Source organism: Pseudomonas multiresinivorans (assembly GCF_012971725.1).
In the GTDB taxonomy this organism is placed as follows: domain Bacteria; phylum Pseudomonadota; class Gammaproteobacteria; order Pseudomonadales; family Pseudomonadaceae; genus Pseudomonas; species Pseudomonas multiresinivorans.
In genome coordinates this window covers 1,533,693-1,559,035 of record NZ_CP048833.1, presented here as the reverse complement: position 1 = coordinate 1,559,035, position 25,343 = coordinate 1,533,693, and the positions used below count along the sequence as shown (strand labels likewise).

25 protein-coding genes are annotated in these 25,343 nt (G+C 62.3%); 2 read left to right on the top strand and 23 right to left on the bottom strand.

Going from position 1 to position 25,343, the window contains the following annotated elements; genetic code table 11:
- The first annotated feature begins 105 nt into the window (after positions 1–105).
- Complete coding sequence (locus G4G71_RS07095; RefSeq protein ID WP_054909070.1) at positions 106–1,590, top strand: APC family permease; 1,485 nt, start codon at positions 106–108, stop codon at positions 1,588–1,590.
- Positions 1,591–1,651: 61 nt separating this feature from the next.
- On the opposite strand, the gene G4G71_RS07090 is transcribed toward G4G71_RS07095, so the two are convergent.
- From G4G71_RS07090 to G4G71_RS06995, 20 genes are all read right to left on the bottom strand, one after another.
- A complete protein-coding gene (locus tag G4G71_RS07090) occupies positions 1,652–2,758 on the bottom strand; it encodes a glycosyltransferase (protein WP_169936459.1) in 1,107 nt (368 codons plus the stop codon).
- Positions 2,759–2,843: 85 nt separating this feature from the next.
- Positions 2,844–3,848 carry a WavE lipopolysaccharide synthesis family protein gene (locus G4G71_RS07085; protein WP_169936457.1) on the bottom strand — a complete coding sequence of 335 codons (1,005 nt, stop codon included), beginning with the start codon at positions 3,846–3,848 and terminating at the stop codon, positions 2,844–2,846.
- Positions 3,845–5,332, bottom strand: coding sequence for a GMC oxidoreductase (locus tag G4G71_RS07080; protein ID WP_169936455.1), 1,488 nt, complete (start codon positions 5,330–5,332; stop codon positions 3,845–3,847). Before G4G71_RS07080 ends, G4G71_RS07085 begins: the two co-directional genes overlap by 4 nt.
- Positions 5,333–5,334: 2 nt before the next feature.
- Positions 5,335–5,655, bottom strand: a complete 321-nt coding sequence (locus G4G71_RS07075) for a hypothetical protein (protein ID WP_169936453.1) — start codon at positions 5,653–5,655, stop codon at positions 5,335–5,337.
- A 12-nt stretch (positions 5,656–5,667) separates the two neighbouring features.
- Entirely contained in the window at positions 5,668–6,288 is a 621-nt protein-coding gene (locus tag G4G71_RS07070) for a hypothetical protein (protein ID WP_169936452.1), read from the bottom strand.
- Positions 6,285–8,060, bottom strand: a complete 1,776-nt coding sequence (locus G4G71_RS07065) for a hypothetical protein (protein WP_169936450.1) — start codon at positions 8,058–8,060, stop codon at positions 6,285–6,287. The genes G4G71_RS07070 and G4G71_RS07065 overlap by 4 nt, the downstream gene beginning before the upstream one ends.
- Positions 8,057–8,383 (bottom strand): cupin domain-containing protein, encoded by a 327-nt coding sequence (locus tag G4G71_RS07060; protein ID WP_045216658.1) that lies wholly within the window; start codon positions 8,381–8,383, stop codon positions 8,057–8,059. The genes G4G71_RS07065 and G4G71_RS07060 overlap by 4 nt, the downstream gene beginning before the upstream one ends.
- Entirely contained in the window at positions 8,380–9,111 is a 732-nt protein-coding gene (locus G4G71_RS07055) for a glycosyltransferase family 2 protein (protein WP_169936448.1), read from the bottom strand. Before G4G71_RS07055 ends, G4G71_RS07060 begins: the two co-directional genes overlap by 4 nt.
- Before the next feature lie 2 nt (positions 9,112–9,113).
- The gene (locus tag G4G71_RS07050; protein ID WP_038803369.1) at positions 9,114–9,758 is read right to left on the bottom strand and encodes an HAD family hydrolase; all 645 of its coding nucleotides are present in this window, start codon (positions 9,756–9,758) and stop codon (positions 9,114–9,116) included.
- 4 nt (positions 9,759–9,762) lie between these two features.
- Positions 9,763–10,380 carry a PI-PLC domain-containing protein gene (locus G4G71_RS07045; RefSeq protein ID WP_169936447.1) on the bottom strand — a complete coding sequence of 206 codons (618 nt, stop codon included), beginning with the start codon at positions 10,378–10,380 and terminating at the stop codon, positions 9,763–9,765.
- 2 nt (positions 10,381–10,382) lie between these two features.
- Entirely contained in the window at positions 10,383–11,138 is a 756-nt protein-coding gene (locus tag G4G71_RS07040; RefSeq protein ID WP_169936445.1) for a glycosyltransferase family 2 protein, read from the bottom strand.
- 11 nt (positions 11,139–11,149) lie between these two features.
- The gene (locus G4G71_RS07035; protein ID WP_169936444.1) at positions 11,150–11,851 is read right to left on the bottom strand and encodes an ABC transporter ATP-binding protein; all 702 of its coding nucleotides are present in this window, start codon (positions 11,849–11,851) and stop codon (positions 11,150–11,152) included.
- Positions 11,848–12,639: an ABC transporter permease gene (locus G4G71_RS07030; protein ID WP_169936442.1), complete on the bottom strand. Its 792-nt coding sequence runs from the start codon at positions 12,637–12,639 to the stop codon at positions 11,848–11,850. The genes G4G71_RS07035 and G4G71_RS07030 overlap by 4 nt, the downstream gene beginning before the upstream one ends.
- 756 nt (positions 12,640–13,395) lie before the next feature.
- Positions 13,396–14,067: a flavin reductase family protein gene (locus tag G4G71_RS07025; RefSeq protein ID WP_169936440.1), complete on the bottom strand. Its 672-nt coding sequence runs from the start codon at positions 14,065–14,067 to the stop codon at positions 13,396–13,398.
- A gap of 11 nt (positions 14,068–14,078) precedes the next feature.
- Positions 14,079–15,578, bottom strand: a complete 1,500-nt coding sequence (locus G4G71_RS07020; RefSeq protein WP_169936438.1) for an amidohydrolase family protein — start codon at positions 15,576–15,578, stop codon at positions 14,079–14,081.
- Positions 15,575–16,774, bottom strand: a complete 1,200-nt coding sequence (locus tag G4G71_RS07015) for an amidohydrolase family protein (RefSeq protein ID WP_169936436.1) — start codon at positions 16,772–16,774, stop codon at positions 15,575–15,577. Before G4G71_RS07015 ends, G4G71_RS07020 begins: the two co-directional genes overlap by 4 nt.
- 177 nt (positions 16,775–16,951) lie before the next feature.
- A complete protein-coding gene (locus G4G71_RS07010) occupies positions 16,952–18,004 on the bottom strand; it encodes an extracellular solute-binding protein (protein WP_169936434.1) in 1,053 nt (350 codons plus the stop codon).
- Positions 18,005–18,046: 42 nt separating this feature from the next.
- Positions 18,047–18,838, bottom strand: coding sequence for an ABC transporter permease (locus tag G4G71_RS07005; protein WP_045216633.1), 792 nt, complete (start codon positions 18,836–18,838; stop codon positions 18,047–18,049).
- Complete coding sequence (locus G4G71_RS07000; protein WP_169936432.1) at positions 18,835–19,743, bottom strand: ABC transporter permease; 909 nt, start codon at positions 19,741–19,743, stop codon at positions 18,835–18,837. Before G4G71_RS07000 ends, G4G71_RS07005 begins: the two co-directional genes overlap by 4 nt.
- A gap of 1 nt (position 19,744) precedes the next feature.
- A complete protein-coding gene (locus G4G71_RS06995) occupies positions 19,745–20,815 on the bottom strand; it encodes an ABC transporter ATP-binding protein (protein WP_045216629.1) in 1,071 nt (356 codons plus the stop codon).
- Between the two features lie 140 nt (positions 20,816–20,955).
- On the opposite strand from G4G71_RS06995, the gene G4G71_RS06990 reads away from it, so the two are divergent.
- Positions 20,956–21,642 carry a GntR family transcriptional regulator gene (locus tag G4G71_RS06990; RefSeq protein WP_169936430.1) on the top strand — a complete coding sequence of 229 codons (687 nt, stop codon included), beginning with the start codon at positions 20,956–20,958 and terminating at the stop codon, positions 21,640–21,642.
- A 311-nt stretch (positions 21,643–21,953) separates the two neighbouring features.
- Here the strand turns inward: G4G71_RS06990 and yjiA are convergent, their stop codons facing one another.
- The 3 genes from yjiA to G4G71_RS06975 all read right to left on the bottom strand — a co-directional run bounded on the left by yjiA (position 21,954) and on the right by G4G71_RS06975 (position 25,310).
- Positions 21,954–22,952, bottom strand: coding sequence for a GTPase (gene yjiA, locus G4G71_RS06985; RefSeq protein WP_169936428.1), 999 nt, complete (start codon positions 22,950–22,952; stop codon positions 21,954–21,956).
- Between the two features lie 77 nt (positions 22,953–23,029).
- Positions 23,030–23,233 carry a YbdD/YjiX family protein gene (locus tag G4G71_RS06980; RefSeq protein ID WP_015478970.1) on the bottom strand — a complete coding sequence of 68 codons (204 nt, stop codon included), beginning with the start codon at positions 23,231–23,233 and terminating at the stop codon, positions 23,030–23,032.
- 10 nt (positions 23,234–23,243) lie between these two features.
- Positions 23,244–25,310, bottom strand: coding sequence for a carbon starvation CstA family protein (locus tag G4G71_RS06975; protein ID WP_169936426.1), 2,067 nt, complete (start codon positions 25,308–25,310; stop codon positions 23,244–23,246).
- Positions 25,311–25,343: the final 33 nt, after the last annotated feature.

Below are 25,343 nucleotides of genomic sequence, written 5' to 3'. Positions count from 1 at the left end.
AGCAAGACGGCGCGCGGCCGATGCCGCGTGCCGAACAATAACAACAACGCTTTCCGTTGCACCCGATTGGCTGCCGACGCGAAAACCTCAAACAGGACATCCACGATGAACAGCTCGATCCAGCCAGGCGCCGCCCTGGACCGCGACGCGGAGCAACTCCGCGCGCTGGGCTACACCTCCAATTTCGAACGCAGCATGACCCTCTGGCAGAACTTCGCCCTGGGCTTCACCTACCTCTCGCCGGTGGTCGGCGTGTACACCCTGTTCGGCCTGTGCCTGGCCGCCGGCGGACCTCCGATGTTCTGGTCCTACCTGCTGGTGGGCATCGGGCAGATGCTGGTGTGCCTGATCTTCTGCGAAGTCGTCTCGCAATTCCCCATCTCCGGCGGCGTCTATCCCTGGGCACGGCGCCTGGTGGGCAAGCGCTGGGCGTGGATGGTTGGCTGGATCTACTCGGTGTCGCTGTGCGTGACCATCGCCGCCGTGGCCCTGGGCGCCGGGCCGTACATCGCCACCCTGCTCGGCTTCGAGTCGACACCGGTGACCAACACCTTCGTCGCCCTGGCGCTGACGGTGATCGCCACCCTGCTCAACCTGTCCGGCACCAAGCTGCTGGCCCGCGTGGCAATGTTTGGCTTCATCTGCGAGCTGCTCGGTGCGCTGGTGATCGGCACCTACCTGCTGATCTTCGAGCGTCACCAGCCGTTCTCGGTGCTGTTCAACACCTTCGACATCCGCATCGACGGCAGCTACTGGCCGGCCTTCCTCACCGCCTCGCTGGCGGGGATGTTCCTCTACTACGGCTTCGAGGCCTGCGGTGACGTCGCCGAGGAAACCCCGAACCCCAGCCGGCGCATTCCCAAGGCCATGCGCATGACCATCTGGATCGGCGGCGGCGCAGCCATCTTCGCCGCCCTGGCACTTATCCTCGCGGTACCGGACATGCAGGCAGTGATCTCCGGCGCCGACAAGGACCCGATGACCACCATCCTCGATAACGCCTTCGGCGTGACCGGTGCGCGCCTGGTGATGGCCGTGATCATCGTCTCCTTCGTCTCCTGCGTGCTCAGCCTGCAGGCCGCCGCCAGCCGCCTGCTCTACTCCTACGCCCGCGACGAAATGGTGATGGGCAGCGGCCTGCTCAAGCGGCTGTCGCCCAACACCCACGTGCCGGTCGCGGCGCTGATCGCCTGCGGCGTGATCCCCAGCGTGATCGTCTGTGCCGGCTTCTATCTGCAGAATGCCATCGCCATGGTGGTGAGCTTCGCCGCCATCGGCATCTACCTGTCGTTCCAGATGATCGTCGGCGGCGCCCTGTTCGCCCGCCTGCGTGGCTGGAAGCCGAGCGGTGCCTTCACCCTGGGCAACTGGGGCTGGATCGTGAACATCCTGGCGCTGACCTACGGCGTGCTGGCGATCATCAACATGTCCTGGCCGCGCACGCCGGATGCGCCCTGGTACCTGAACTACGGGATCATCCTGGTGGGCGGCATCGTGATCGTGCTGGGCCTGGCCTACATGACCCTGTTCCGCCCCTACGACAAGGGCACCGCACCCCACGGGGATGCGTGGAAGCTGCATCAGCAGTAAGTGTTGGAGTGAAATGAAAACGCCCGGCAGGATGCCGGGCGTTTTTCTTTCGGTCAGCCTGTCAGCCAGCCACCCGGGTATAGAGCTGGCTATAAGCCTCCCCCATCCCCCTGGCGGTGAAGGTGCTCAGGAACCGTTCCCGTGCGGCACGTCCATAGCGCTCCGCTAGAGCAGGGTCGTCCCACAGCGTTTGCATGGCATGGCGCAATGCGGCGGCATCCGCTGGCGGCACGACGATTCCAGTTTCCTCATGCTGATTGATGAAGCTGGTTCCGGTACCGATCTCGCTGCAAATCAGCGGTTTGCCCATCATCGCGCCTTCGAGCAAGCCGATGCCAAAAGCTTCGGAGCGCAGGTGCGAGGGGAAGATCACGCTGTAGCAGGCCCACATCAAGTCGATCTTCGCCTGCTCGCTGACCTGCCCCAGGAAATGCACGTTTTGCAGACCTTGCTCTTTGGCCATCTGCATGAGTTCCTGCTCCATCGGTCCGGCACCGACGATCAGCAGTGGCCAGGGAGCTGACCTCATCGCTTCGAGCAGGTAGTGCAGGCCCTTGTAGTAGCGCAGCACGCCCACGAAGAGGAAAAAGCGCTCGCCGAACTGGCGGTGCAATCGAGCGACCTCGGTGACGTCCGGGCGTGGATAAAGGTCCTGCTCCAGTCCGATGGGAATCGCACAGGCCTTGTCCTCGTAGCGCTTCAGAACGGAGGAGCTCTCCAGGTAATTAGGGCTGGTGGCCGCAATCGAATCCACCCGCCCCAGGAAGGCCCGCATCAGCGGACGATAGAGCTGCAACAGCACCTTCTGCCGGACGATGTCGGAGTGGTAGGTCACCACGCTCGGCTTGCCCAGCCCCTTGAGGAGGTGGACGAGATCCATGAAAGGCCATGGGAAATGGTAGTGAATGACATCGGCCTGCTCAGCCAGGCGCGCAAACGCGCCCAGCGAGGACCAGGAAAATCCAGTCGACGCGATATGCAGATCCTGCCTGGCCTGGACCAGACGGAAACTGGATGTTGTAACCGGCTTCATCGGCTCTTTCGCGAGCGACAGCACAGTATTCTGGCAGCCCTGGATCGCGGTGGCGTGGGTCAGGTGTCGAATGAACATTTCGACACCGCCGTATTGTTCGAGACCGAAGGTCTTGTAGAAATGCAGGACCTTCATCGCGATCCCATCCCGCTTGCACAGGATGGCTGCTGCACGACTGCCGACGCGCAAGGGGGATGAGCGCTTCCCGAACCGAAAAACATCACGCCCGCCCCGCACCATTCACGCGGCGATAGAAGTCCCTGACCGCACGCGCCGCTCCGGACGAAAGCGAAAAAAGCAGGAGCGACGCAACCGATACCAGCCAGCGCGGACGAAACCAGCACAGAAGATACTTGTTGATCAGCAGGTCCGAGTAACGAAGCGCCTTCTGCAGCGAGGAGCGTTGCGTGCGCAACACCTGCTGGTCCTCTTCAGTCATCACCGAGCCTGGAATGTAGGGGGCGCTGAGAAAGCGGCCAGGTGGTTCGATGCCGAGGTTCTGCCAGTCGTGGAGCTCGAAATTGTCCACCAGCAGATCTTCCCAGGCGCTGAACAACCGGAAGCTGGTATGGGAGATATGCTCCAGATCGAGATCGAGGCCATTGCGCTGGGCAAAGTGCAGAAACAGCGCCTGTTCCGGCAAGAGTCGGAAAGAGGTGTAGCCCTGGAATGTCCCTAGCGGGTTGGTCCGCGGCCCCGCCGCTCTGAGAACGAAACTCTCCGACAGCTGGCTGACATCCCAGAGTTTGCGAAGATCCTGCGTGCGCCCGAACTGTACGGTGTCGGTCAGATGGAACAGGTAGGGCACCTTGCAGGGGTTGCGCAGGAAAAGGTTGGAAACCCCGATGCGCTCGTCGAACAACTCAGCGTCGGCTCCATTCCCCATGCGCGACAGCACAGCGTCGCTATGCATCACATGGTCCGTTCGCAACTTCAGGCAATAGTCGCGCTCGACCAGCTTCAGACCATTGGTCATGGTCGAGATCAGCTTGTTGACGTTATTGACGTTGCCATTGACATCATCGAAGTGCGAAGCAGAGCCATCAGCAACGAACACTACGCCGTCGTAGGCCGACCGATGGCCCAGATCGGTCGTCGACAACACGACCTGTGCTTCGGGCAGGCAACGGCGCACCGACTCGATGGCGCGCCCAGCAATATCCACCCCGCGGTCGGACAACGGCCCCTGGAGCAGAACGGTCAGTTGCCGGGAGGTGATACTCATACTTTCCCGTTGAGCTTGTCAGCCAGCATCAAGCTCAGCGCAACGACAGTGACCGTGGGGTTGCGCGAACCGCAACGGGGGAACACCGCCGAGCCGACGACATACACATTGTCCGCACCGCGCAACTTGAACTCGGGATCGACCACGGTACGCGGCCCGTTGCCCATGCCGAGCGTCCCGACCAGATGGTGGGTGCCAAACCAGTTGTTGTAATGCCTTGTCTCCCCCGACTTGAGCGGGATGGCTCCGGCGGCCGCGATCTTGGTATAGATCTCCTCCACGACCCGGTCATACACGCCCTTCTTGCGGTGATAGGCCGAGCTATCGAGCGAGATCTTGCCGTCCTTGTAACCAATGGCGACATCCCACTCCGGCGGAATTTCCAGCAGGATGAAGAGCGCCAGCGTCGATCCGACACCACGAATGGCTCCCTCCAGCTCCCATTGGTTGATCTTTTCCAGATCAATCGCATTGCTCAGGGCCCAATCACCTACCGGTGTCATCAACCCCAAGGTGGTGTACTCGACCCCCTCAAGCTCGCCCGACAACTCCGGAATGACAATCTGCGCAGCCGTGCTGAGCTCGTGGTAAGGCAATGTCGACCCCGGCAGGATGCAGGTGACCTGGGCAATCGCGTGATCCTGATAGTGGTGCCCCATCAGATGCGCCGGGGTACTCTCCGGCAAATTGCTGCGCAGCAGCAGCTTCATCGATTCGACACCATGGGCAGCCACGACCAAGCGATTGAAGCCGATGCTGAGCGGCCCCGACTCCGTCGTGCACAACGCCTCCACAGCCTTGCCATTCTCGAAGCGCAGGGAGTCGACCATTACCCCATTGAGTACACGGGTATCGGTGCGCAGATGCAGGGACCGAGTCTTGGCGTCCATCGGACAAAGCTCGCAATCCCCGGCCCCCATGCAGGAACCCTGGCCATTGGAGTTATCTCCGGTGAGGTTGTGCGACTGAGCGCCGATGTAGGCGGCGGGGAAGTACGGTTCGAGTTCCTTCCGCCATTTGCTGACGCCCTTGATGGCCGCACGTGCATTACGCCCGTCGGGGTCCTGCGGGTCGGCGCAGATGCGCAGCAGTCCCTCGGCCTTGTCATAGAAGGGTTTCATCTCAGCCATGCTGAACGGCCAGGCGAAAACACCTGCGCGGTCGGCAAAGACGTTCTCGCTGAGCCGGAAGCTCAAGCCACCCCAGTGATTCGAGCAGCCTCCATCGACCAGGATGTACTCCGACCAACAGTCCTTGCCGATCTTTTCGGGCTTGTTGAACGGAAGGGCCGAGGCATACGCATCACGAATCTTGGCGAAATGGCGATCAACCCCCTCCCGCTTCAAACGCTGATCGAAGGCCTGGCGCCGTTCGAAAATATTGAACTTCTCGCCGCGCTCGACAATCAGCACGTCGCCATCCAGTTCGCTGGCAACTGCGCGGCCAGCGAAACCATTACCGATGATCAGGGTATCGACAAACATGTTTATTCTGAAACTCGGAAGAAGCCGGGAACACCGTGCTGGCGTGATGCGGCGTCAGCAACGAAGAGATGACGGTTGGGGTTGATCAGTTGCCCCATCAGCGCCATGCGATCGGCCTCGGTGACTTTTCGCGAAAGGATCTTGAGCAACATCTCCTGGGAAACAAGCTGAAGATTCAGATGCTGGTTTCTCAGGACGAAATTATGCGGATCGAAGCGACGGGCATCGGCATTGCTCACGACCTTGGTGATCGCGTGGCCCGCAAGTCCACCGGAAAGAATCAACAGCCCGGAAACGAATGATCTGCGTCCTATATTTTCCATTTCTGTACTCGCTTAGATCCCGTTTCGCCTGCTGAGTCGACGCATGGCGAATCTTGCCAGTGCACGCACCATCGCGAAGGGCAACTTGAACAGCGGAAGGCGCTCGACGAATTTCTCGGTGCCCGCAGAAAGGAACAGCATGTTGGTCTGCAGCGAGCCAGACGACTCCCCTCGTGTTTCGGGCAGAACATTAAACGCCGCGTTGCTGGCCCGCAGATAAAGCGGCAGCTGCACGCGCGCGACCCTGAAGGCCAGCTTCCGCTGCTGCGCTGGCGGCAACATGTAGAAGCAGGCCGCCAGCTTGGCGATGAAGTCCTGGCCGGTCTCAAGTCGGTGCTGACCGAAGTCGACAACCAGCCAGCCCTGATCGGCAGAACCGACCTGTTCGGCAATTCGGTTGGTGTCGAGAATGACCTTGCCATCGGTGATGCTGCCCTTCGCATGCACGAAGTCATCCAGCTGGAAGGCCCTGCATTCGCCCTCGCTCCCCGAGGCAACCGGCAGGTTGTAGAAGCTGTCCACGGCAACGATGCTGCTTCTGGCTGCACTTTCCGTCTGGATGGCGTCCAGCATCTGCACCAGCTCACGGGTATTCGTCGGACCAGCGTCACGAGCGACTACAAATACGTTCACGGTTCGGTCCTGGCATAACGATCAAAGGGCGTCGAGTTGTGGATGCTGCGCAAGCACTCCCTGAAGCTGGTGAAGTAGAAGAACTTCCCGTTGTTCCGGTACAGCGACAAGGCGGACAACAACACCCCCGGCAGAGACAGGGAGCGATTGTGGAAGTACTCCTGCGGGCTCTCGAAGAACCAGGTCTGCACCGTGCGCTGCTTGATCATGCTGCGGATAGGCCAGCAATCGACGATGAAGTTGTGCTTGGCATCTGCAGGGTCCTTGAGGAACCGCTGTTCATACTCCAAGCGCAGGCCGTCCGGTAACTGATCGAGCAGCACCAGCTTTTCGAAATCAATGATGAACTGCCTGACCGAAGCCAAGTCATTACGGAACGACGAATGCCGTATCAGCGTACTGATCAGTCCGACCCAGCGCCGCGCTTTGATTTCCTTCAGCCCGGTGGGAATAGCGGCAGCCGTTTCGTCAGTAACGTACTTGCTGGCGAATTGCTGAAGCCTGGCCAGTGCGGCGGCGGTGGTCATGCGCAGCAGGGGCTTCTTCGGCAACAGCGAAAGATTGTTGGGCGATGCAGACTTGATCGAACCATTGGCAGTCTCGATGAAAGCCGTGGATCCCAGTACTGCTCGCGAGGTCACCGTCTGCGTGATGCCATACGGATTCACGCGAGTGGGAACACCGAGTTTCGAACTGCGGATGCCGTGCTCGATATCTTCGTACTCGACCCACAACAGCGACTCATCGAGTGGGCAACACTTCCAAACCTCCTTGCGACAGATATAGAGGCTGCCGGTAGGGTAGGAAATATCGTTGTTGTAGCGGATCGGATTGGCGAAGCAGAAGCCCGAGCGCTCGAGTTCGGTGAAGGTGGACGGTGCGACAGTGACGGCGCTCTGACTGGTGCGATGCAGACCTTTGATGCCGCCGCCCATTTCACTCACTGACATGCCCAGATCGGAATAGCGACGCGGGTACAGGCAGACGCGGTTATCGAAGAACAGGCTCTGCAGCGTCATCAGCGGATAACGGGGGCCGAAGCGACGAACCATCTCGCCGAAATGACTGGGCAGGAACACGCGGTCGTGCAGGATCACCAGGTTGTTGTAGCGAGCCTCCTGGGCCAGGCGATTCTTCTTTTTGCAGATCTGCACGGGAGGCGCGGTAATGTCCTCACCGACGATGCGCACTTGATCGAAGTAGCGGAAGTTCTTGCCGGGTGTACCGCAGAGCAGGATTTCCTTGTTAGGGATATCCAGTTCGAGAATGCGCTGCACGACGGCGTTGAGCACGGTGGCATCTTCCGGGCCGACCGGCAGGCCAAAGGTCCAGCTATCGAGGTCATCATCGGCCTCTGCCGGCAACCGGGCCACTTTCCGGTAGGTGACACGGGTCGGGCTGCGCTCGACGCAGGTCAGCGCCCCAGTGAAGTAATCGCGATCCAGATAGCTTTCCTGCGGCACATCCTCGACCAGCGTCAGGGTCTTCCCGACCTCCAGGAAATGCGCCGCATCCCATAACAGCAATGGCGCCAGTGGCGAGTCGCTCTGCAGCCCATAGAAGCAATACGAGCCAGCCCCATAGATATCCAGCGGCCGTTTCGCGGCATGCACCTTCTTGACCGTGACGTTCGGGCTGCGGTCCTTGAAAGCCCGGAAGGAGATCAACTGCTGGCAGTCTTGCGTAACGTCCAGATCGGCGGGAATGGCGCGAAGCTGCTTGGGCAGCAGATAGCCCAGCTTCGCGTCATGTTGGAGCTGAATCGTCTTCATGCTTCTACGAGATACTTGTCGTTCAGTGCACCAGGAATCTTCACCACTACGGTGACGGCATCGGAAAGCGCCTTGAAGGCGGTGATATCGCCCGGCTCCAGTACGATGATCTCGCCGGCGCCCCAGGTCTTGCCGCACATTTCCACTTCACCGGAGAGCACCAGGGTCACCTCGGTGGCGATCTTGTGGTAATGCGCGGCCTCGGCATCACCCTCCTGATAGGGCTTGACCGCGACTTCGCAGGCCTGGGTACTGAATGCCGTGGGGGTGAAACCACCGACGAACCAGCCCTTGACCATGTCCTTCAGGTTGGCGGAATTCATCGGGCACCTACTGTTTCGAACGCGTGCAGCTGATGGGTGTTCTTCAGCGGATGGTACTGGCTGGGCTCGACACGGAAGGTGCCGATCTTCTTGTGCAGCAGCACCAGCTCATTGAGCGCCGGAGCGATGTAGAAGACATCATTCACCTTGGCGTCCTTGCGGATCATTTCCTTCACCGCCTCGACGAACACCGCGCCACGGTCGAACCAGTACAGACCCGCCACCGCGTGGTTGCTGATCGGGTTCTTCTCGGCTGCCTCGGTGACGTAGCCCTCGGCATTCATGCGCACGAAGGAATAACGCGGGTGCAGGGACTTGAAGACCACCACGCCAGCGTCGCACTGGTCGTTGCGGAAGCCGCCGATGATGTCGCGAAGCGAACCGTCGAGCAGCTCGTTGCAGTTGATGATCAGCAGCTCGTCATCGTTGTCGATGCTTTCCGCTGCCAGCAGCGCGGTGCAGGCCGCACCCATGGTCAGTGCCTGGACAGCCTGTACGGAGGCGACCGGGGTCATCTGCTGCAGCATGTTGCGCAGGTGGTACTTGCTGACGTCGTCCTTGGGCAGCATGCAGATGATGCGCGCGGGCTCAAGGGCGAGGCAGTTCTCCACCAGGTGCTGGATCAGAGGAATGCCGTCACGCTCGGAGAGGTAATCGGGGTAGCTGCTTTCGGCCTTCACCGAGGCACCTTCGCCACCGGCGAGCAGTACGATGTTCAGTTTACGCATGATCAGGCCTCCAGCCGCTCTTGCCGCTGTGCTTCGATCTGCTCGATGCGGCGGGTGATGTTGTCCAGGTTGACGTCGGCCACGTCCTCGACGACCAGCACATGGGCTCCCGAAGCGCGAGCGGCACGAATGCCGTTCTCGTTGTCCTCGACGATCAGGCACTCATCGGGCGACAGGCCGAAGGATTGGATAGCCTTGGTGTAGATGTCCGGTGCGGGCTTGGGACTCTTGACGTCCTCGTTGGACAGCTTCAGGTCCAGGTACTGGTCCAGGCGGGCCTTGTCCATCATCACCTCGACGGTGTTGCGGATGGAGTTGGAAGCCACGGCCAGCTTGTAGCCACGGTTCTTCAGCGAGGACAGGGCGTACTGGTGATTGAAGGTGGGCTTGCACTGCGAGTAGACGATTTCCATCGTGTACGCCTGCTTCATCTCGTTGATGAAGTTGTGCAGTTCCACCGGCAGGTCATGCTCGACGCTGAGCATGTTGAGCTTGCGCGAGGTCGGCAGCCCGTCGTAGGTGGTCAGGTGGTCATGACGGCTGATGGTGTGGCCAAACAGGTTGAGCGCCTTGTTCAAAGCCTCGTAGTGCCAATCCTTCGCTTCGATCAGCACACCATCCATGTCGAAAATCACAGCTTTGATCATGAGTTCATTCCTTGAAGAAAGAGCGAGCGGATTCGGGCAGATCGGTACACAGCGTCAGATTCGCAGCACCCTGGAATTCGGCCAGCAGCTGCCACAGCGGCAGTTGCTCGCGACCATGCAACTCGGAGGAGACGACGCAGACTTGCTTGCCACCGGCCAGCAACTCGGCCAGCTGGTCTCGCGAGTACCACTCGCGGCCGAAGCTATCCAGCCAGATGCCATCGGATTCTTTCAGCCACGCGGGGACCGGCTCGACCTCGCTCAGACGCGTATAGGTGCAGACGCCGCTGGTGAGGTAGCTGCGCATGTCCGGCACCGCCATGTCGAATACGAACCAGTTGCTATGGCCGTGGGCCTCGAACATCGCCTTGAGCGGCTCGCAGAGGCCATCGGCCTTGATGTTCATCGCCAGCGGCAGGTTGCGCCCGGCCATGATCCGCAGCAGGTCGTCCAGGGACATCTCTTCGCCGTTGGGCATGTCATGGGAAATGACGAGCCGGCCAGCGACGTCGCGCACGTCGGTCTCGGTGCCGAATCCCAGGTCGAAGGAGCGATCGAAGGCGACCTTGAGGTTGCGCTCGGACCGCTCCAGCCAGTAACCGCGATGACTGATGATCTGCATGATCAGCGACCCGCCGTGGCTGTCTGGCTGACCGACAGGCCAAGGAACAGGTCGAGGTCCGCGGGAATGCCCAGGCCATACATGCCAGCGCCTTCGGAACCGATGCTGTAGTGCACGACGCGGGCGTCGTCGCCGATCATCTCGTTGTAGGCCGGCGCTACGTAGAATTCGCCGTTCACCCGCAGGTTCTTGTCGAACATGGATTCGATCGCGGCGATCAGCTCGCGGCCGCTGCGGAAGTTGTAGATGCCCACGGTGGCTTCGTCGGAAATCACTTCCTTCTCGATGACACGGTCGATGCGACCCGCCTCGTCGAAGCCGACGAAGGACCATTTCGGGTCATCCGCCTTCATCGTCATGATCAGGCCGTCCGCCTGCTGCTCTTCCATGGAGCGCAGGTAGTCATTGATGTCGATGTCCACGTACTGGTCGCTGTTGGCGATCATCACCGGGTCATCGGCGTTGATCAGTTCCTTGGCGGCGTACACCGTGCAGGCGGCGCCTTCGGTGAGGCCGTCGAGCTCGACGATGGCGCAGCCCGGCGCCCAGGCCTGCAGCTTCTCCTGCAGACCATAGGCTTCTACGTGCGCCGCCTGGCAGATAAAGATGAAGCGGTGCTCGCAAGCCGGCGTGAGGTTGTCGATCACCACCTTGATCATCGGCACGCCATGCACCGGAATCAGCGGCTTGGGATCCTTGTATCCTGCGACCGCGAAACGGCTACCGGCGCCGGCCATAGGAACTACTATGTTGAGCATCTGCTTTTCCTTCACTTGCGCAGGATGAATTCGTCGTATGCGTCCATGACTTCGTTGGCCGGGCCGAGCATCTGCACGCGCCCGTCCTTCAACCAGCACACTCGACTGCACATCTCTCTGATACGGCCTGAATCGTGGGATACGAACACCACGGTCTGATTGCCCTGAAGCATCTCGCGCATGGTGGCCTCGGCCTTTTCGCGGAAATGCCCGTCACCGACGCTCAGGACCTCGTCCAGCAGGATCACGTCGGGACGCGAATACTTGGAAATGGCGAAGCCCAGGCGGGCACGCATCCCCGTGGAATAACTGCGCACCGGCAGCCCGGCCGAGCCGCCCAGTTCGGCGTAGTCGAGAATCTCGGCGGTCAGCTCGCGCATGCGTCTGCGGCTCATGCCCATCAGCATGCCGCTGAGCACGATGTTGTCGCGCGCGTCCAGGTTGTCGTCGAAACCCAGCTGCAGGTTGAGCAGCGAGACGCTCGCAACCGAGGAAACCAGGCGCCCATGCGTCGGCTGGTAGATTCCCGCCAGTACGCGCAGCAGGGTGCTCTTGCCGGCGCCATTGCCGCCCACCACGCCAAAGGTCTCGCCACGCGCGACCGAGAAGGAGATGTCCTGCAGCACCATGGTCTGGCGACGGGAAAACAGGCGCAGGCCGTTGCGGAAGTTCAGCGACAGGCAGTCGACTGTCAGTGCGGCAACCTCGGTCATTTGCTCAACGCCATGGCATAGGAATTGCGGTTGCCGGCAACGAACAGGACGGCCAGCACGAACAGCGCCAGCGCGCCGCAGAAGAGAGCGAAGATATCCCCGAGGACGGGCGCGCGACCGTACATCAGCACCTCGCGATACTGCGAAAGCAGCAGCGCCAGCGGATTGAGATCCAGCAGGAGATGGAACTGCGGCGGGATGTTGTCCTTGGAATAGAACACACCCGATCCGAACATCAGGAACTGCAGCCCGGAGGAAATCAGGATGCGCACATCCGGCAGGAATGGCGTCAGGCCCGCGACGAAGACGCCGCAGCCGGCCGTGATGATCATCTGCACGAACATGATCAGCGGCAGGTACAACCACAACCAGGACGGCGTAAAGCCGATGGCGCACAGCAGCCCCAGGAGCAGAGCGACCACCAGCGACTCCTTGACCAGATCCTTGAAGATCGAGGTCAGCGGGAATATCAGCGGGTCGACCCTGCAATGCTCGAGAATGTGTTTCTTCTCGTAGATGGCATCGGTGCAGTTCATCACGCTCTTGTTGAACCAGGTCCAGAACGTGACGCCGATGATCAGGAACACGGCGAAGTTCTCCACCTGGATACGCAGCAGATGGCCGAACACGGTGTAATAGATCACGAGAAGGATCAGCGGCTCGATCAGCCACCAGGCGAAGCCCAGGCGCGTCCTTGTCGACTCGGACTTCAGTCCGAGGCGCGCTCGCTCTACCGATATCTGGATAGCGGACCAGATATCGTTTCCTCCCCCTAGCTGCAAACGCACAACACACCCTCACACTTTTTCAAGGCCGAGCGATCCCGCTCCAGTAGAAAGCGCATTCGCGCGCTCCGGAGTTGTCGAACTCAAGGCAAAGTTTCCCGCACGACCCTCAGCAGATTGGCGGAGACACCCCATTTTCCTCAGCGCAAAACGCGCCGAAATCCTTCTGCAAATGCCAAAGCAGATGTACCTCTGCTTGTTGCCCTGGCCTGTACCCAAGCTTGCGGACGCCCCCCGGGAGGCCGGACGGACAAGACAGGAACAAGGTGGCAAAAGCTCGTGCATGACGATCCGCAACAAAGCTGCTGATCACCATTTTGCTAAACCGATTCGAGAGGCGCCCAGGTGTTGACGACCAGGCGTAGGCGGAGGGGGGTTTTCAGTCAAGCAGTCCCTTACGTCCCGAAAACAGCGAAGCGCGCCACATCAATGTGACAGTTTCGTGAAGCATCAAAATAACGATGGAAAAGTAGGAAAATTCCCACTGATGGCACAATGATAAGCTGCGGAAAACGCTCACAGGTAGGGAAAATTACTGTGCGTTCGTCGGCAAATATTTCATGAAGCGCATAATTCAGCCTTGGAAGCACGTTTTCGGGGAATCTGTCGTTCACCGATGATCGCCAGAAAACCAGAAAGATAAGATCAATATCAACGAATTTACTGAAATTTAATGAAACCTTAAGGCTCAGTTACCTCATCGAATGTGTGCGGCATCCAGCCACACCCCTGAATTCCCAGCGTGCCCGCAAGGAAATGTCAGGCCTGAACTTTTCCTCCCGACCATTGGCGCTCACCACCACCTTTCTGCTCCATCCATTGCTTCAGCGAACGCGTCGGCAGGTCGAAATACTCCCGTGTGCGCGCATAGCCGTGCCCGCCCATGCGGCCGATGGCGTCGAGGCCGAGTTGGTCGATGTAGAGCGTCGCCGGGTCAATCAGGTCGTCGCGCACGTGGGCCATCAGCACTTCGCCAAGGATGATTTCCCGCGACTGGCCGATGGACAGCGCCATCATCCGCCGGCACTCCAGCGCCACCGGCGCCTCGCCGATGCGCGGGCAGCCGACGCGGGTGCCGGGGATGGCGGTGAGGCCGGCGGCGACCAGTTCGTCGAAGCCCGGCTCGAACGGCACGGCGCAGACGTTCATGGCTTCCACCAGCGCGTCGGAGACGATGTTCACGGTGAATTCCTGGTTGTTACGGATGTTCAGCGTGGTGTCCTTCGGGCTCAGGTCGCTGTAGTTCTCCACGCCCAGGGCGAGGATCGGCGGGTCGGCCGAGAGCGCATTGAAGAAGCTGAAGGGCGCGGCGTTGGCGCGGCCTTCGGCGTCGATGGTAGTGACCAGGGCAATGGGGCGCGGCACCACGCTGCCGATGAGGATCTTGTATTTCTCGCGGGCGGACAGCTGCTGGAAGTCGAAGCTGAGCATGGGGTGGTCCTTCAGTAGGCCGACGGTGCGTGCGCGTCGAGCAGCGGTGCATCGGCACTGTACGAGTCGGCAAAGGGAATCGCGGAATGGAACAGCGTGCGCCACGGAGAGTTGCCGAAAGCGCGCTCGGCGTGGTGCTGCATCTGCTTCTGGAACAGTGCGTCAGCGCGGCGTTGCAGGTCGGCGTAGTCGGCACCGATCACTTGGCCGTCCTGCATGACGCTGCGGCCGTCGATGAAACTGGCAATGCAGTCGTCGCCGCGGCCGGCGGTGAACAGGTTCTTCAGCGGATCGAAGAATGGCCCCTGGTGGAATGCACCGAGGCGGAACACCGTGATGTCTGCGCGGGCGCCGACGGCGAGGCGGCCAAGATCATCGCGGCCCAGCGCCTGGGCGCCGCCGAGTGTCGCGGCGTTGTAGAGATCGAGCATGCGCGTGTGCTCGGCATCGCCCTCCTTCACCCGCGCGATGTTCAGGCCCTGGCGCAGGTTGTCGAGCATGTCCGCCGGGAAGGTGTCGGTGCCCATGGCGAGGTTGATACCGCGTGCGCGGTAAGCGCCGAAGGAGTCCAGCGCATCGCCTTCGCGAGCGAACACAACGGGGCAATGTACGAGGCTCGCGCCGGTATCGGCGAGGCGCTGCAGTTCGTGTTCGCCGCTATGCAGGATGCCGTGCGGCAGCACGCTGCGCGGGTTGAGCAGGCCATAGCGGTCGAGCAACTGCAGCGAGGACGTGTCGCGCAGGCGGCGCACCAGCTCCACTTCGTAGCGCGACTGGCAGCAGTGCAGGCGCAGGGGTGCGTTCAGTTCGCGCTGTACGGCGGCGGTGCGCTCCAGCAGCGCGGGTGTGCAGGTTTCGATGCGGTCCGGCAACAGCGCACCGCGCACCAGACCGTCGTGGGCACCGTCGAAGTCACGGAAGAAGCGCTCGGCTTCCTGCAGTCCGGAAAGGCCGGCAGCTTCGTCCCAGTGCTGTGCGGGGCTGCCATCGGCGCGGGCATAGGTCATGCCGCTCATGTAGCAGGGGCCGAGATAGGTGCGTAGACCGAGCTCGCCGGAAAGCGCAGCGACCCCGGCGAATTCGTCGTAGTACTCGGCCCAGCGCCGGTAGTACATCGAGGTGATAGGCATGGCGGTGGTGATGCCGTTGCGAATCAGCTGGGTGAAGGCATAGCGGTACTTGAACAGCTCTTCGTCCGGGCTGTAGCACTCGCTCGGACCAGCGCGCAGATAGTCCTCGGACCAGACGCGGCCCATGTTCCACTCCGCGCCGTTGTCCAGGGTGAGCACGGTGGAGTCGAGGTCGCCGAGCGCATCCAGATCGATGAAACCGGGCCCGATCAACGCGTGGCCATAGTCGATCCACTGACTGACGTCGCCCGGAAAGCCGCGCCCGACAAACAGGACTTTCCCGCCTTCGAACACCACTTCGCCGTGGCGCCACAGCACATGCTGGCTGCCATCGAAGCCGACCACGAAGCTGGCTTTCAGGCCGATGCGTGGAGCACTCACAAACGCGACTCCACGAGGCGACCGTGCTCGGCGATCAGCCTGCCAGCCTTGAATACCTGGCGCTGCGCCGGGCGCGCGACCACGGCTTCACCGACAGTCTCGACCGGCAGCAGGAGGAAGTCTGCCGGCGCGCCGACTTCAATGCGCGCAGGCTCGCGACCCAGAGCGCGGGCGCCGTTGACGGTGGCGGCGCCAAACGCGGCGGCAAGGTCTTCGTCCTTGCACAGGTCGAAACGGAAGGCCAGCAGCATGGCGCGTTCGAGCATGTCGCCATTACCCATGGGCGACCAGGCATCACGGATGCCGTCGCTGCCCAGGCACAGGTTCACACCGGCTTCGCGCAGGGCGAGGAACGGCGGCACCGGCGTATCGGCCGGGGCGGAGCTCATCAGTGAAATGCCCAACTCGGAGAGTCGCTCGGCGAGCGGCTCGACCTGCTCCCAGGGCGCCATGCCCAGGCAGTAGGCGTGGCTGATCATGACCTTGCCTTGCAGGCCGTGATGCTCGGTGTAATCGGCGATACGGGCGATCTGCCAGAGACCGAGTTCGCCCTTGTCGTGCAGGTGGATGTCCACTCCGCGACCGAATTCCACGGCCAGGGCGAAGACGATATCCAGCTGGGCGATGGGATCGTCGTCGATGCCGCAAGGATCGAGCCCGCCGACATTTTCAACACCCAGCTGCATGGCCTCGCGCATCAGCTCGGCGGTGCCAGGGCGGCTGACCAGGCCGGTCTGCGGAAAGACCACGAACTCCATGTCGATCAGGTCGGCGTAACGCTCGCGCAGCGCCTGCATGGCGACGACGTGGCGCAGGCCCAGTTCGGGGTCGATGTCGACGTGGCAGCGGAAGGTCAGCGAACCACGGGCGATGCACTGCTCCAGCAGCGCGCCGGCACGCTCGGAGATCGGTGCTTCGATCTCGCGCAGCACGCGGCGCTCGTTGGCGATGTAGTCCTTGAGCGTGGGGCCGGCGCTGTTGGGGCGCCAGGGTTGGCCCCAGAGGGTCTTGTCCAGGTGGCAGTGGCTTTCCACCAGCGGCGGCACGAGCAATTGGCCGGCGCCGTCAATCTCGCCCGGCTGGATGTCGGAACCGCTCGCCGGGCGGCGCTCGGCGATACGGCCATCATGAATGAGGAAGTCTTCCGCGGCGTTGCCCGCCGGACGGATGTTGCGCAGCCAGTAGCTGTCGGTCATGGGGACCTCGATCTTGTTGAAAACGTAGGGCGGATAACCACTTGCGGTTATCCGCCAATGAGCTCGTCGACGCGTGCTCCGGGTTCAAACCTGTAGGAGCGAGCTTGCTCGCGAACGGATTCCGCCCTGACGCCGGCATCAAGCGGTTCGCGAGCAAGCTCGCTCCTACGAAAAACGTCAGCCCTTGAGCTTGGACCAGATGCGGTCCTGCAGCTCGCGGGACTTGTTGCTGCATTCCTTTTCCAGGCGCAGGCGCTGTGCGTATTCCTCGGGCATGTTGATGGCGTCCATGACCTTCCACTTGGCGTCGAGCAACTGGTCGGCCTGGATGCCGTTGGAATAGGCGATGGCGTTGGTCACTGCGGCGGCGTTTTCCGGTTTCATCATCCAGTTGATGAAGACCTTGGCGTTCTCCGGGTGCGGCGCGCTTTTCGGCACGGCGAAGTTGTCCTGGAAGGACGCCACGCCTTCGCGCGGGTAGACGTACTCGATGGTGCTCTTCTGCAACGTGGCGCGCGCGGTGGAGCCGTTCCAGTTCTGCATCAGCACGACTTCGCCGGAGGCCATGCGGTCCACGGTGTTGTCCGAGCTGTACATCTTCAGGAAGGGTTTCTGCTTCTGCAGCAGCTCGAGAATCTTCTTCGCGTCCTGCGGGTTCTCGGTGCACTCGTCGACATTCAGGTAGTGCGCGGCGGCGTTGATCAGACTGCTCGGCGTGTCGAGCGCGGCGACCTGCCCTTGCAGCTCCGGACGCGGCTCGAAGAACTCCTTCCACGAGTCATCCAGCTTGCCGCCCGGCACCCGCGCGCTGTCGTAGGAGAAGCCGGTGGTGCCCCACAGGTAGGGCGCCGAGTACTTGCGGCCAGGGTCGAATGCGGGATCGCGGAAGGCTGGTTTGACGAACTGGAAGTTGGCCAGCTTGGGCGTGTCGATTTCCAGCAATAGGTCCTGGTTGATCAGCGTCTGCATGATCGAATGCGACGGCACGATCACGTCGTATGCCGCACCGCCGGCCTGCAGTTTCGCCAGCAGGGTTTCGTTGCTGTCGTAGCCGTCCATGGTGACCTTGATGCCGGTCTCCTTCTCGAACTTGGCCAGCAGTTCCACCGGGTAGTAGTCGGTCCAGTTGTAGAAGAACAGCTGCTTGGGCTCCTCGGCCTGGGCGACGCCCGCGGCCAGCAGGGCGAGGGACAAACCGGCAAGGCCGTGACGCAGGGCATTCAACTTCATAGGGCTCTCCGAAAAGCTAAAGGTCAGGGTCGGCAGTCGTTATCAAGCGTCCGGTTTGCCGCGCTGGCCGAGCCAGTACGACAGCACCACGAGGACGATGGAAATCACCAGCATGAGGGTCGAGATGGCATTGATCTCGGGCGTCACCCCGGCCTTGATGGCCGAGAAGATGTAGACCGGCAGCGTCGTCGAACCGGGGCCGGCGACGAAGAAGGTCATGATGAAGTCGTCGAGGCTGACCACGAACGCCAGCACCGCGCCGGACAGCACCGCCGGCCACAACAGCGGCAGCGTCACCCGGCGGAACACCTGGTAGGGGCTGGCATACAAATCGCCGGCGGCTTCCAGCAAGCTCTTGTCGAGGTCGTTCAGGCGCGCGCGGATCGGCAGGTAGGCGAAGGGAATGCAGAAGCCGACGTGGGCGACGATCACCGTCATCAGGCCGAGCTTGATGCCCAGCGACATGAACAGCAGCAGCGTGGCCACCGCGATGACGATCTCCGGCAGGATCAGCGGCAGGTTGATCCCGCCCTCCACCATCCGCCGCCCGTAGAACGGCCGCGAGGTCGCCAGCGCCGCCGCCAGGGCGATCGCCGTGGACAGCACGGTAGCGAAGCCCGCCACCACCAGCGAGTTGAACGCCGCCGCCTGGATCGACGGGTTGGCGACGATCTTGCCGTACCAGGCGAAGGAGAATTCGGTCCACACCGTGGCCGAACGGTTAGCGTTGAAGCTGTAGGCGATCAACACGAAGATCGGCAGGTACAGGTAAGCCAGCACCAGCAGGCTGGTCTCGCGGGTGCCGGGGAGTTTCTTCAGGTGCTGGGCGATCATGCGCAAGCTCCCAGGTGGACGGCCTTGGCGGCGCGGCGGCTATAGAGGGCGAACGCGATCAGCGCGAGCAGCATGATCGCCAGCAACAGGAACGACAGCGAACCGCCCAGCGGCCAGTTGCGCGCGGTGCCGAACTGCTGCTGGATCAGGTTGCCGATCATCAGCGTCTTGCCGCCGCCGAGGATGGCGGGGGTGATGAAGGCGCCCAGGCTTGGCACGAACACCAGCAGCGAGCCGGCGATCACACCGGGCATGGACAGCGGCAGGATCACCCGGCGCAGTGCCTTCCAGCGGTTGGCGCCGAGGTCGTAGGCGGCCTCGACCAGGCGCCAGTCGAGCTTCTCCAGGGTCGAGTAGATCGGCAGGATCATGAACGGCAGGAAGCTGTAGACCAGGCCGACGCAGACCGCGAAGTCGTTGTACAGCAGGGTGATGCCGCCGGCCTGGGGGAACAGCGCGTTGACCGTCTGCGCGATCCAGCCGTGCTCGCGCAGGATGATCAGCCAGGCGTAGTTGCGGATCAGCAGGTTGGTCCAGAACGGGATGGTGATCAGCAGCACCATGAGGTTGCGCGAACGCTCGCTTAGGCTGGTCATCCACAGCGCCACCGGGAAGCCGAAGAGGAAGCACAGCAGCGTGGTGCCGCCGGCCTGGAACAGCGAGCGCAGGAGTGCCTGGGCGTAGACCCAGTTGAGCTCCAGGTTGCCGTCGAAGTCTTCCTGGAAGAACAGCTGCACGTAGCTCTGGATCTGCCAGTCGGCGTGCCAGTCGACGCCGCCGTAGAGGTTGCGCGGCAGCAGGCTGATGTAGCCCATGATCGCCAGCGGTATGGCGATCAGACCGAGCAGCGTCAGCGCCACCGGGCTGAGCAGCAACAGGCGGCGGGTGGTGGGCGACTCCTTCATCTCAGGCCTCCATCAGCAGGCAGGCCTGCGGCGGCAGGTGCACCGCCACGGCCTCGCCGACGTCGCGGGCGCGGCCGCCCTCGTTGCTCTCGCGCAGGGTGATCTGCGAGGCGTCGGGCAGGCGGCAGCGGTAAAGCGTGGCGGTGCCGACGTACATCACCGTCTCGATCACCGCGCGCAGGTGGTGGGGCTGCGACGGGTCGACCAGCTTGGAGCGCTCCGGGCGGAAGGCCAGTTGCACGCTGGCGCTGCTCAGACCTGCCGGTAGCTCACAGGGAATCTCTGCGGCCATGGCGTTGGGGTGGAAGCCGCCCTGGCGCATCTGCCCGGGGAGGAAATTGATGTCACCGATGAACTGCGCGACGAAGCGATGCGTCGGGCGTTCATAGATCTCGTTGGGCGTGCCGATCTGCATGATGTTGCCATGAGACATCACGGCGATGCGGTCGGACAGGGTCAGCGCTTCTTCCTGGTCGTGGGTGACGAAGATGAAGGTGATGCCCGCCTCTTCCTGCACACGCTTGAGCTCGACCTGCATTTCCTTGCGCAGCTTCAGGTCCAGCGCGGACAGCGGTTCATCGAGCAGCAGCACTGATGGCTTGGGCGCCAGCGCGCGGGCCAACGCCACGCGTTGCTGCTGGCCGCCGGACAGCTCGGCAGGCTTGCGTCGAGCGAGGTGTTCCATCTGCACCAGCGCGAGCATTTCCTTCACCCGCTTCGGAATCTCCGAGCGCTGCAGGCCCTGCATCTCCAGGCCGAAGGCGATGTTCTCGCTCACCGACATGTGCGGGAACAGGGCGTAGCTCTGGAACACCGTGTTGATGCGGCGGCGGTAGGGAGGCAGGTCGTTGACCCGTTCGCCGCCGACGAGGATGTCGCCGGAGGTGACGTTCTCGAACCCGGCAATGCTGCGCAACAGCGTGGTCTTGCCGCAGCCGGACGGCCCCAGCAGGGTGAAGAATTCGTTGTGGGCGATGTCGACCGACACTTCGTTGAGGGCGGGAGCGACGTTGGGATCATCGGTGTAGCGCTTGCTGACCCGACGCACCTCGACTGACGACGAGTGATTCATTTTGGTGCATTCCTCTTGTTTTTGTATGCAATATTTGAATGCAATCTAGAAATAGCTGATGTATTTTTCTTCTGCAACTGGTTTTGCACGGACGGTTTTGCGGCATCCTTTGAAGGGTCAAGCAAGAGGCGGAGTCGCTCATGACGGAGAAGCACCCCGAATCCACGGTGGAACGCGTCTACCAAGGGGTTTACGAGGCGATCAGCAAGCGCAGCCTGCGCCCGGGCATGAAGCTCGGCGAGGCGGCATTGGCGGATTTGTTCAAGGTCAGCCGCACTTCGGTGCGCGCGGCGCTGAAACATCTGGAAGCGGATGGGCTGGTGTCCAGCGCGCTCAACAAGGGTGCGTGGGTGTCGTTACCCAGCGACGAGGAAATCCGCTCGCTGTTCGAAACGCGGCGGCTGATCGAGATCGGCATCGTCAGCGAACTCTGCCGGCGCGCGGACAGCGCGATCATCCAGGACCTGCGTGACCACGTGGCTCTGGAAGAGGCGACCCATGACCACGACCATGCGCGATTCGTCCATCTGCTCGGCGAGTTCCATCTCAAGCTCGCGGCAGCGCTGCACAATCCGGTGCTGCTGGATTTCTTCCGCAAGCTGATCGAGCGCGCCTCGCTCTACGCCACCACCCTGGACGACGACCAGCACGAAACCTGCCGCGGCAACGAGCACCAGAAGTTGATCGAGTACATCGAAGCAGGCAACCAGGCGGCGGCCATCGAGCTGACCTGCATGCACCTGAACGCCATCGAGCAGGCGATCATCAAGGCGGCGGGGAACCTGAAGGCGGACTATCACCCGCTCAAGCATCTGATTGGTGGCTGAGCAACGCCATGCCGCTTTTGTGTAGGAGCGAGCTTGCTCGCGAACAGAAGCTCCCAGCTGACGCCGAAGCCCGTCACCGCACCGGGCGGCCCCCTCTCCCTTCAGGGAGAGGGTTGGAGAGAGGGCTGCAGGGCAAGCCTGTCCCCCAGGGCCTCGACTCCTTTCCCCCTCCCTGGCCCTCCCCCTGAAGGGAGAGGGGACTGTACGGCGCGAGCATTGGAAATTGGAGGCAGCCGGGGCGCTGGTTCGCGAGCAAGCTCGCTCCTACGAGGAGCCAAACAAAACGCCCGGCATTAGCCGGGCGTTTTCATTCAGGCAGTCGGGCCGCCCGTGATGCGATCGAAGCCCCGGCGGATTTCCTCTTCGGGCAGGTTGTCACCGATGAAGACAATCACACTCTCGCGCTGCTCGTTGCCCTTCCACTCGGTGTCCCAGTCGAACCCATAGAGCCGCAGCACGCCCTGGAACACCAGGCGGCGCTCCTCGCCGGCGATGTTCAGCACGCCCTTGTAGCGCAGCAGCGAGTTGCCGTGCCATTGCAGCAGGTCGTCCATGAACTCGCTCAGGCGTTCGATATCCAGCGGGTTGCCGCTGCGCAGCACCAGGGTGGTGATGCGGTCGGTGGTATCCGCCGTCGGGCGCACCGGGCGCAGCAACGGGCGCAGGCCAACGTCGGCGTTGAGGTTGAAACCGCGAACGTCGAGCAGGCGTTCCAGTTCGATGGCGCCGTGCTCCACCGCGTGGATTTCGGCGCGCCGATTGATGCGCTGCAGGCGCTCGACCAGGGCGTCGTATTGCTCCGGCGACACTAGGTCGCGCTTGCTCACCAGGATGCGGTCGCCGAAGCCCACCTGGGCCTGGGCGATGGCTTCCTGCAGGTGACGGTCGGCGTTGGCGGCGTCCACCAGGGTGATGATGCCGTCGAGCAGGTAGCGCTCGCGCAGGGTCTCGTCGACGAAGAAGGTCTGCGCTACCGGCGCCGGGTCGGCCAGGCCGGTACACTCGATCACCAGGCGGTCGAAATCCAGCTCGCCGTTGTCGCGTCGCTCCAGCAGGACATAGAGCGCACGCTCGAGGTCGCTATTGATGGTGCAGCAGACGCAGCCGTTGGACAGCGTCGTCACCTGCACTGCATCGTTACCGAGCAATTGAGCGTCGATGGGCGTCTCGCTGAATTCGTTCTCGATCACGGCGATCTTCAGGCCGTGCTCGGCCTTGAGGATGTACTTGAGCAGGGTGGTCTTGCCGGCCCCGAGGAAACCGGTGAGAACAGTCACCGGAATCTGCGGCACGCTTGCGGAATCGGTCATGGGAACATCCAGGCAATCGGAAAAGAAAACGGGCCGCGATCGCTCGCGGCCCGTCCGTTATACACCCATCCGTGCGATCAGCAGCAGCGGATCGGCCTTCCCTTGCCGCCGCCGTAGCGCGCTTCCTGGCGCTCGCGGAAGAACTCCTCATAGGTCATCGGAGTCTTGTCCGGGTGCTTGTTCTGCATGTGCTGAACGTAGGTGTCGTAATCGGGCATGCCGACCAGCATGCGCGCGGCCTGCCCGAGATACTTACCCATGCGGCTGAGGTCGTTGAACATGTAACCTCCGTTACGCGTCCGGGATCGGCTGGAACGGGGCTTCCTTGTCGGTGCGCTCCTTCTTGGTCCAGGCGCTGGCGCCTACCTTGATGGCGTACACCAGCACGCTGAACACCACCAGCAGGAACAGCACGGTGAGGCCGGCGTTGATGTAGGCGTTCATCATCACGTGCTGCATCTGGCCGATGTCCTTGGCCGGGGCGATGATCTGCCCGGCGTCCAGGCCGGCGGAGTACTTCTTGCCCAGGGCGATGAAGCCCACGGCCGGGTTGCTGTCGAACAGCTTGATCAGGCCGGCGGTGGTGGTACAGATCAGCAGCCAGGCGGCCGGCAGCGCGGTCACCCAGACGTACTGCTGGCGCTTCATCTTGATCAGCACAACGGTGGCGAGCATCAGCGCGATACCGGCGAGCATCTGGTTGGAGATGCCGAACAGCGGCCACAGCGTGTTGATGCCACCCAGCGGATCGACCACGCCCTGGTACAGCAGCCAGCCCCACAGCGCGACGCAGCCGCCGGTGCCGACGATATTGGCGGTCCAGGATTCGGTCTTCTTCAGTGCCGGGACGAAGTTGCCCAGCAGGTCCTGCAGCATGAAGCGCCCGGCACGGGTGCCGGCGTCCACCGCGGTGAGGATGAACAGCGCCTCGAAGAGGATCGCGAAGTGGTACCAGAAGGCCATGGTGTTCTCACCCGGCAGCACCTGGTGAAGGATGTGCGCGATGCCCACGGCGAGGGTCGGCGCACCACCGGCACGGGCCAGGATGGTGGTCTCGCCGATGTCCTTGGCGGTCTGGGCCAGCACTTCCGGAGTGATGGTGAAGCCCCAGCTGCTGACGGTCGCAGCCACCGCGGTGACGTCGGTGCCGACCACGGCCGGCGGGCTGTTCATGGCGAAGTAGATGCCCGGCTCGATGACCGAGGCGGCGACCATCGCCATGATGGCCACGAAGGATTCCATCAGCATGCCGCCGTAGCCGATGTAGCGGGCGTCAGGCTCACGGTTGAGCAGCTTGGGCGTGGTGCCCGAGGAGATCAGCGCGTGGAAGCCGGACACGGCGCCACAGGCGATGGTGATGAACAGGAACGGGAACAGGCCGCCCTTCCACACCGGGCCGGTGCCGTCGGTGAACTGGGTCAGGGCCGGCATCTTCAGCTCCGGCGAGACGATCACGATGCCGATGGCCAGGGCGATGATGGTGCCGATCTTGAGGAAGGTCGACAGGTAGTCACGTGGCGCCAGCAGCAGCCAGACCGGCAGCACCGAGGCGATGGCGCCGTAAGCGATCAGCATCCAGACGATCTGCACGCCATGGAAGGTGAACACCGGGGCCCACTCGGGGCTGGCGGCAATCTGGCCACCGAGCCAGATGGAGCCCAGCAGCAGCACGATGCCCACCACCGAGATCTCGCCGATGCGGCCCGGGCGGATGTAGCGCATGTACACGCCCATGAACAGCGCGATCGGGATGGTCGCCAGCACGGTGAACATGCCCCACGGGCTTTCGGCCAGGGCCTTCACCACGATCAGCGCGAGCACCGCGAGGATGATGATCATGATCAGGAACGCGCCGAACAGAGCGATGGTCCCCGCCACCTGCCCCATTTCCTCACGGACCAGCTCACCCAGCGAACGCCCGTTGCGGCGGCTGGAGATGAACAGAACCATGAAATCCTGCACGGCGCCGGCCAGCACCACGCCGGCGATCAGCCAGAGCGTGCCGGGCAGGTAGCCCATCTGCGCGGCCAGTACGGGGCCGACCAGCGGGCCGGCGCCGGCGATGGCAGCGAAGTGGTGACCGAAGAGGATGTGCTTGTTGGTCGGGACGTAGTCCAGGCCGTCGTTGTTGAGGACCGCTGGGGTCGCTCGATTGGCGTCCAGCTGCATCACCTTGGTGGCGATGAACAGGCTGTAGTAGCGGTAGGCGACCAGGTAAATGGCAACCGCCGCGACGACGATCCACAGTGCGTTGATGGCTTCGCCGCGACGTAGTGCCACGACTCCCAAGGCAAATGCACCGACTATCGCCACCGCCAGCCAGGCGAGGTGACGTAGCAGGCTGTTGTTATTGTTCATAGCGAGGCTTCCGACAGTTTGAAGGCGAGAATT

What these genes read in the sequence shown, in the direction of transcription:
- G4G71_RS07095 (WP_054909070.1), top strand. Translation starts at nt 106, where the DNA reads ATGAACAGCTCGATCCAGCCAGGCGCCGCCCTGGACCGCGACGCGGAG.
- G4G71_RS07090 (WP_169936459.1), bottom strand. Translation starts at nt 2,758, where the DNA reads ATGAAGGTCCTGCATTTCTACAAGACCTTCGGTCTCGAACAATACGGC.
- G4G71_RS07085 (WP_169936457.1), bottom strand. Translation starts at nt 3,848, where the DNA reads ATGAGTATCACCTCCCGGCAACTGACCGTTCTGCTCCAGGGGCCGTTG.
- G4G71_RS07080 (WP_169936455.1), bottom strand. Translation starts at nt 5,332, where the DNA reads ATGTTTGTCGATACCCTGATCATCGGTAATGGTTTCGCTGGCCGCGCA.
- G4G71_RS07075 (WP_169936453.1), bottom strand. Translation starts at nt 5,655, where the DNA reads ATGGAAAATATAGGACGCAGATCATTCGTTTCCGGGCTGTTGATTCTT.
- G4G71_RS07065 (WP_169936450.1), bottom strand. Translation starts at nt 8,060, where the DNA reads ATGAAGACGATTCAGCTCCAACATGACGCGAAGCTGGGCTATCTGCTG.
- G4G71_RS07060 (WP_045216658.1), bottom strand. Translation starts at nt 8,383, where the DNA reads ATGAATTCCGCCAACCTGAAGGACATGGTCAAGGGCTGGTTCGTCGGT.
- G4G71_RS07055 (WP_169936448.1), bottom strand. Translation starts at nt 9,111, where the DNA reads ATGCGTAAACTGAACATCGTACTGCTCGCCGGTGGCGAAGGTGCCTCG.
- G4G71_RS07050 (WP_038803369.1), bottom strand. Translation starts at nt 9,758, where the DNA reads ATGATCAAAGCTGTGATTTTCGACATGGATGGTGTGCTGATCGAAGCG.
- G4G71_RS07045 (WP_169936447.1), bottom strand. Translation starts at nt 10,380, where the DNA reads ATGCAGATCATCAGTCATCGCGGTTACTGGCTGGAGCGGTCCGAGCGC.
- G4G71_RS07040 (WP_169936445.1), bottom strand. Translation starts at nt 11,138, where the DNA reads ATGCTCAACATAGTAGTTCCTATGGCCGGCGCCGGTAGCCGTTTCGCG.
- G4G71_RS07035 (WP_169936444.1), bottom strand. Translation starts at nt 11,851, where the DNA reads ATGACCGAGGTTGCCGCACTGACAGTCGACTGCCTGTCGCTGAACTTC.
- G4G71_RS07025 (WP_169936440.1), bottom strand. Translation starts at nt 14,067, where the DNA reads ATGCTCAGCTTCGACTTCCAGCAGCTGTCCGCCCGCGAGAAATACAAG.
- G4G71_RS07015 (WP_169936436.1), bottom strand. Translation starts at nt 16,774, where the DNA reads ATGACCGACAGCTACTGGCTGCGCAACATCCGTCCGGCGGGCAACGCC.
- G4G71_RS07010 (WP_169936434.1), bottom strand. Translation starts at nt 18,004, where the DNA reads ATGAAGTTGAATGCCCTGCGTCACGGCCTTGCCGGTTTGTCCCTCGCC.
- G4G71_RS07005 (WP_045216633.1), bottom strand. Translation starts at nt 18,838, where the DNA reads ATGATCGCCCAGCACCTGAAGAAACTCCCCGGCACCCGCGAGACCAGC.
- G4G71_RS07000 (WP_169936432.1), bottom strand. Translation starts at nt 19,743, where the DNA reads ATGAAGGAGTCGCCCACCACCCGCCGCCTGTTGCTGCTCAGCCCGGTG.
- G4G71_RS06995 (WP_045216629.1), bottom strand. Translation starts at nt 20,815, where the DNA reads ATGAATCACTCGTCGTCAGTCGAGGTGCGTCGGGTCAGCAAGCGCTAC.
- G4G71_RS06990 (WP_169936430.1), top strand. Translation starts at nt 20,956, where the DNA reads ATGACGGAGAAGCACCCCGAATCCACGGTGGAACGCGTCTACCAAGGG.
- yjiA (WP_169936428.1), bottom strand. Translation starts at nt 22,952, where the DNA reads ATGACCGATTCCGCAAGCGTGCCGCAGATTCCGGTGACTGTTCTCACC.
- G4G71_RS06980 (WP_015478970.1), bottom strand. Translation starts at nt 23,233, where the DNA reads ATGTTCAACGACCTCAGCCGCATGGGTAAGTATCTCGGGCAGGCCGCG.
- G4G71_RS06975 (WP_169936426.1), bottom strand. Translation starts at nt 25,310, where the DNA reads ATGAACAATAACAACAGCCTGCTACGTCACCTCGCCTGGCTGGCGGTG.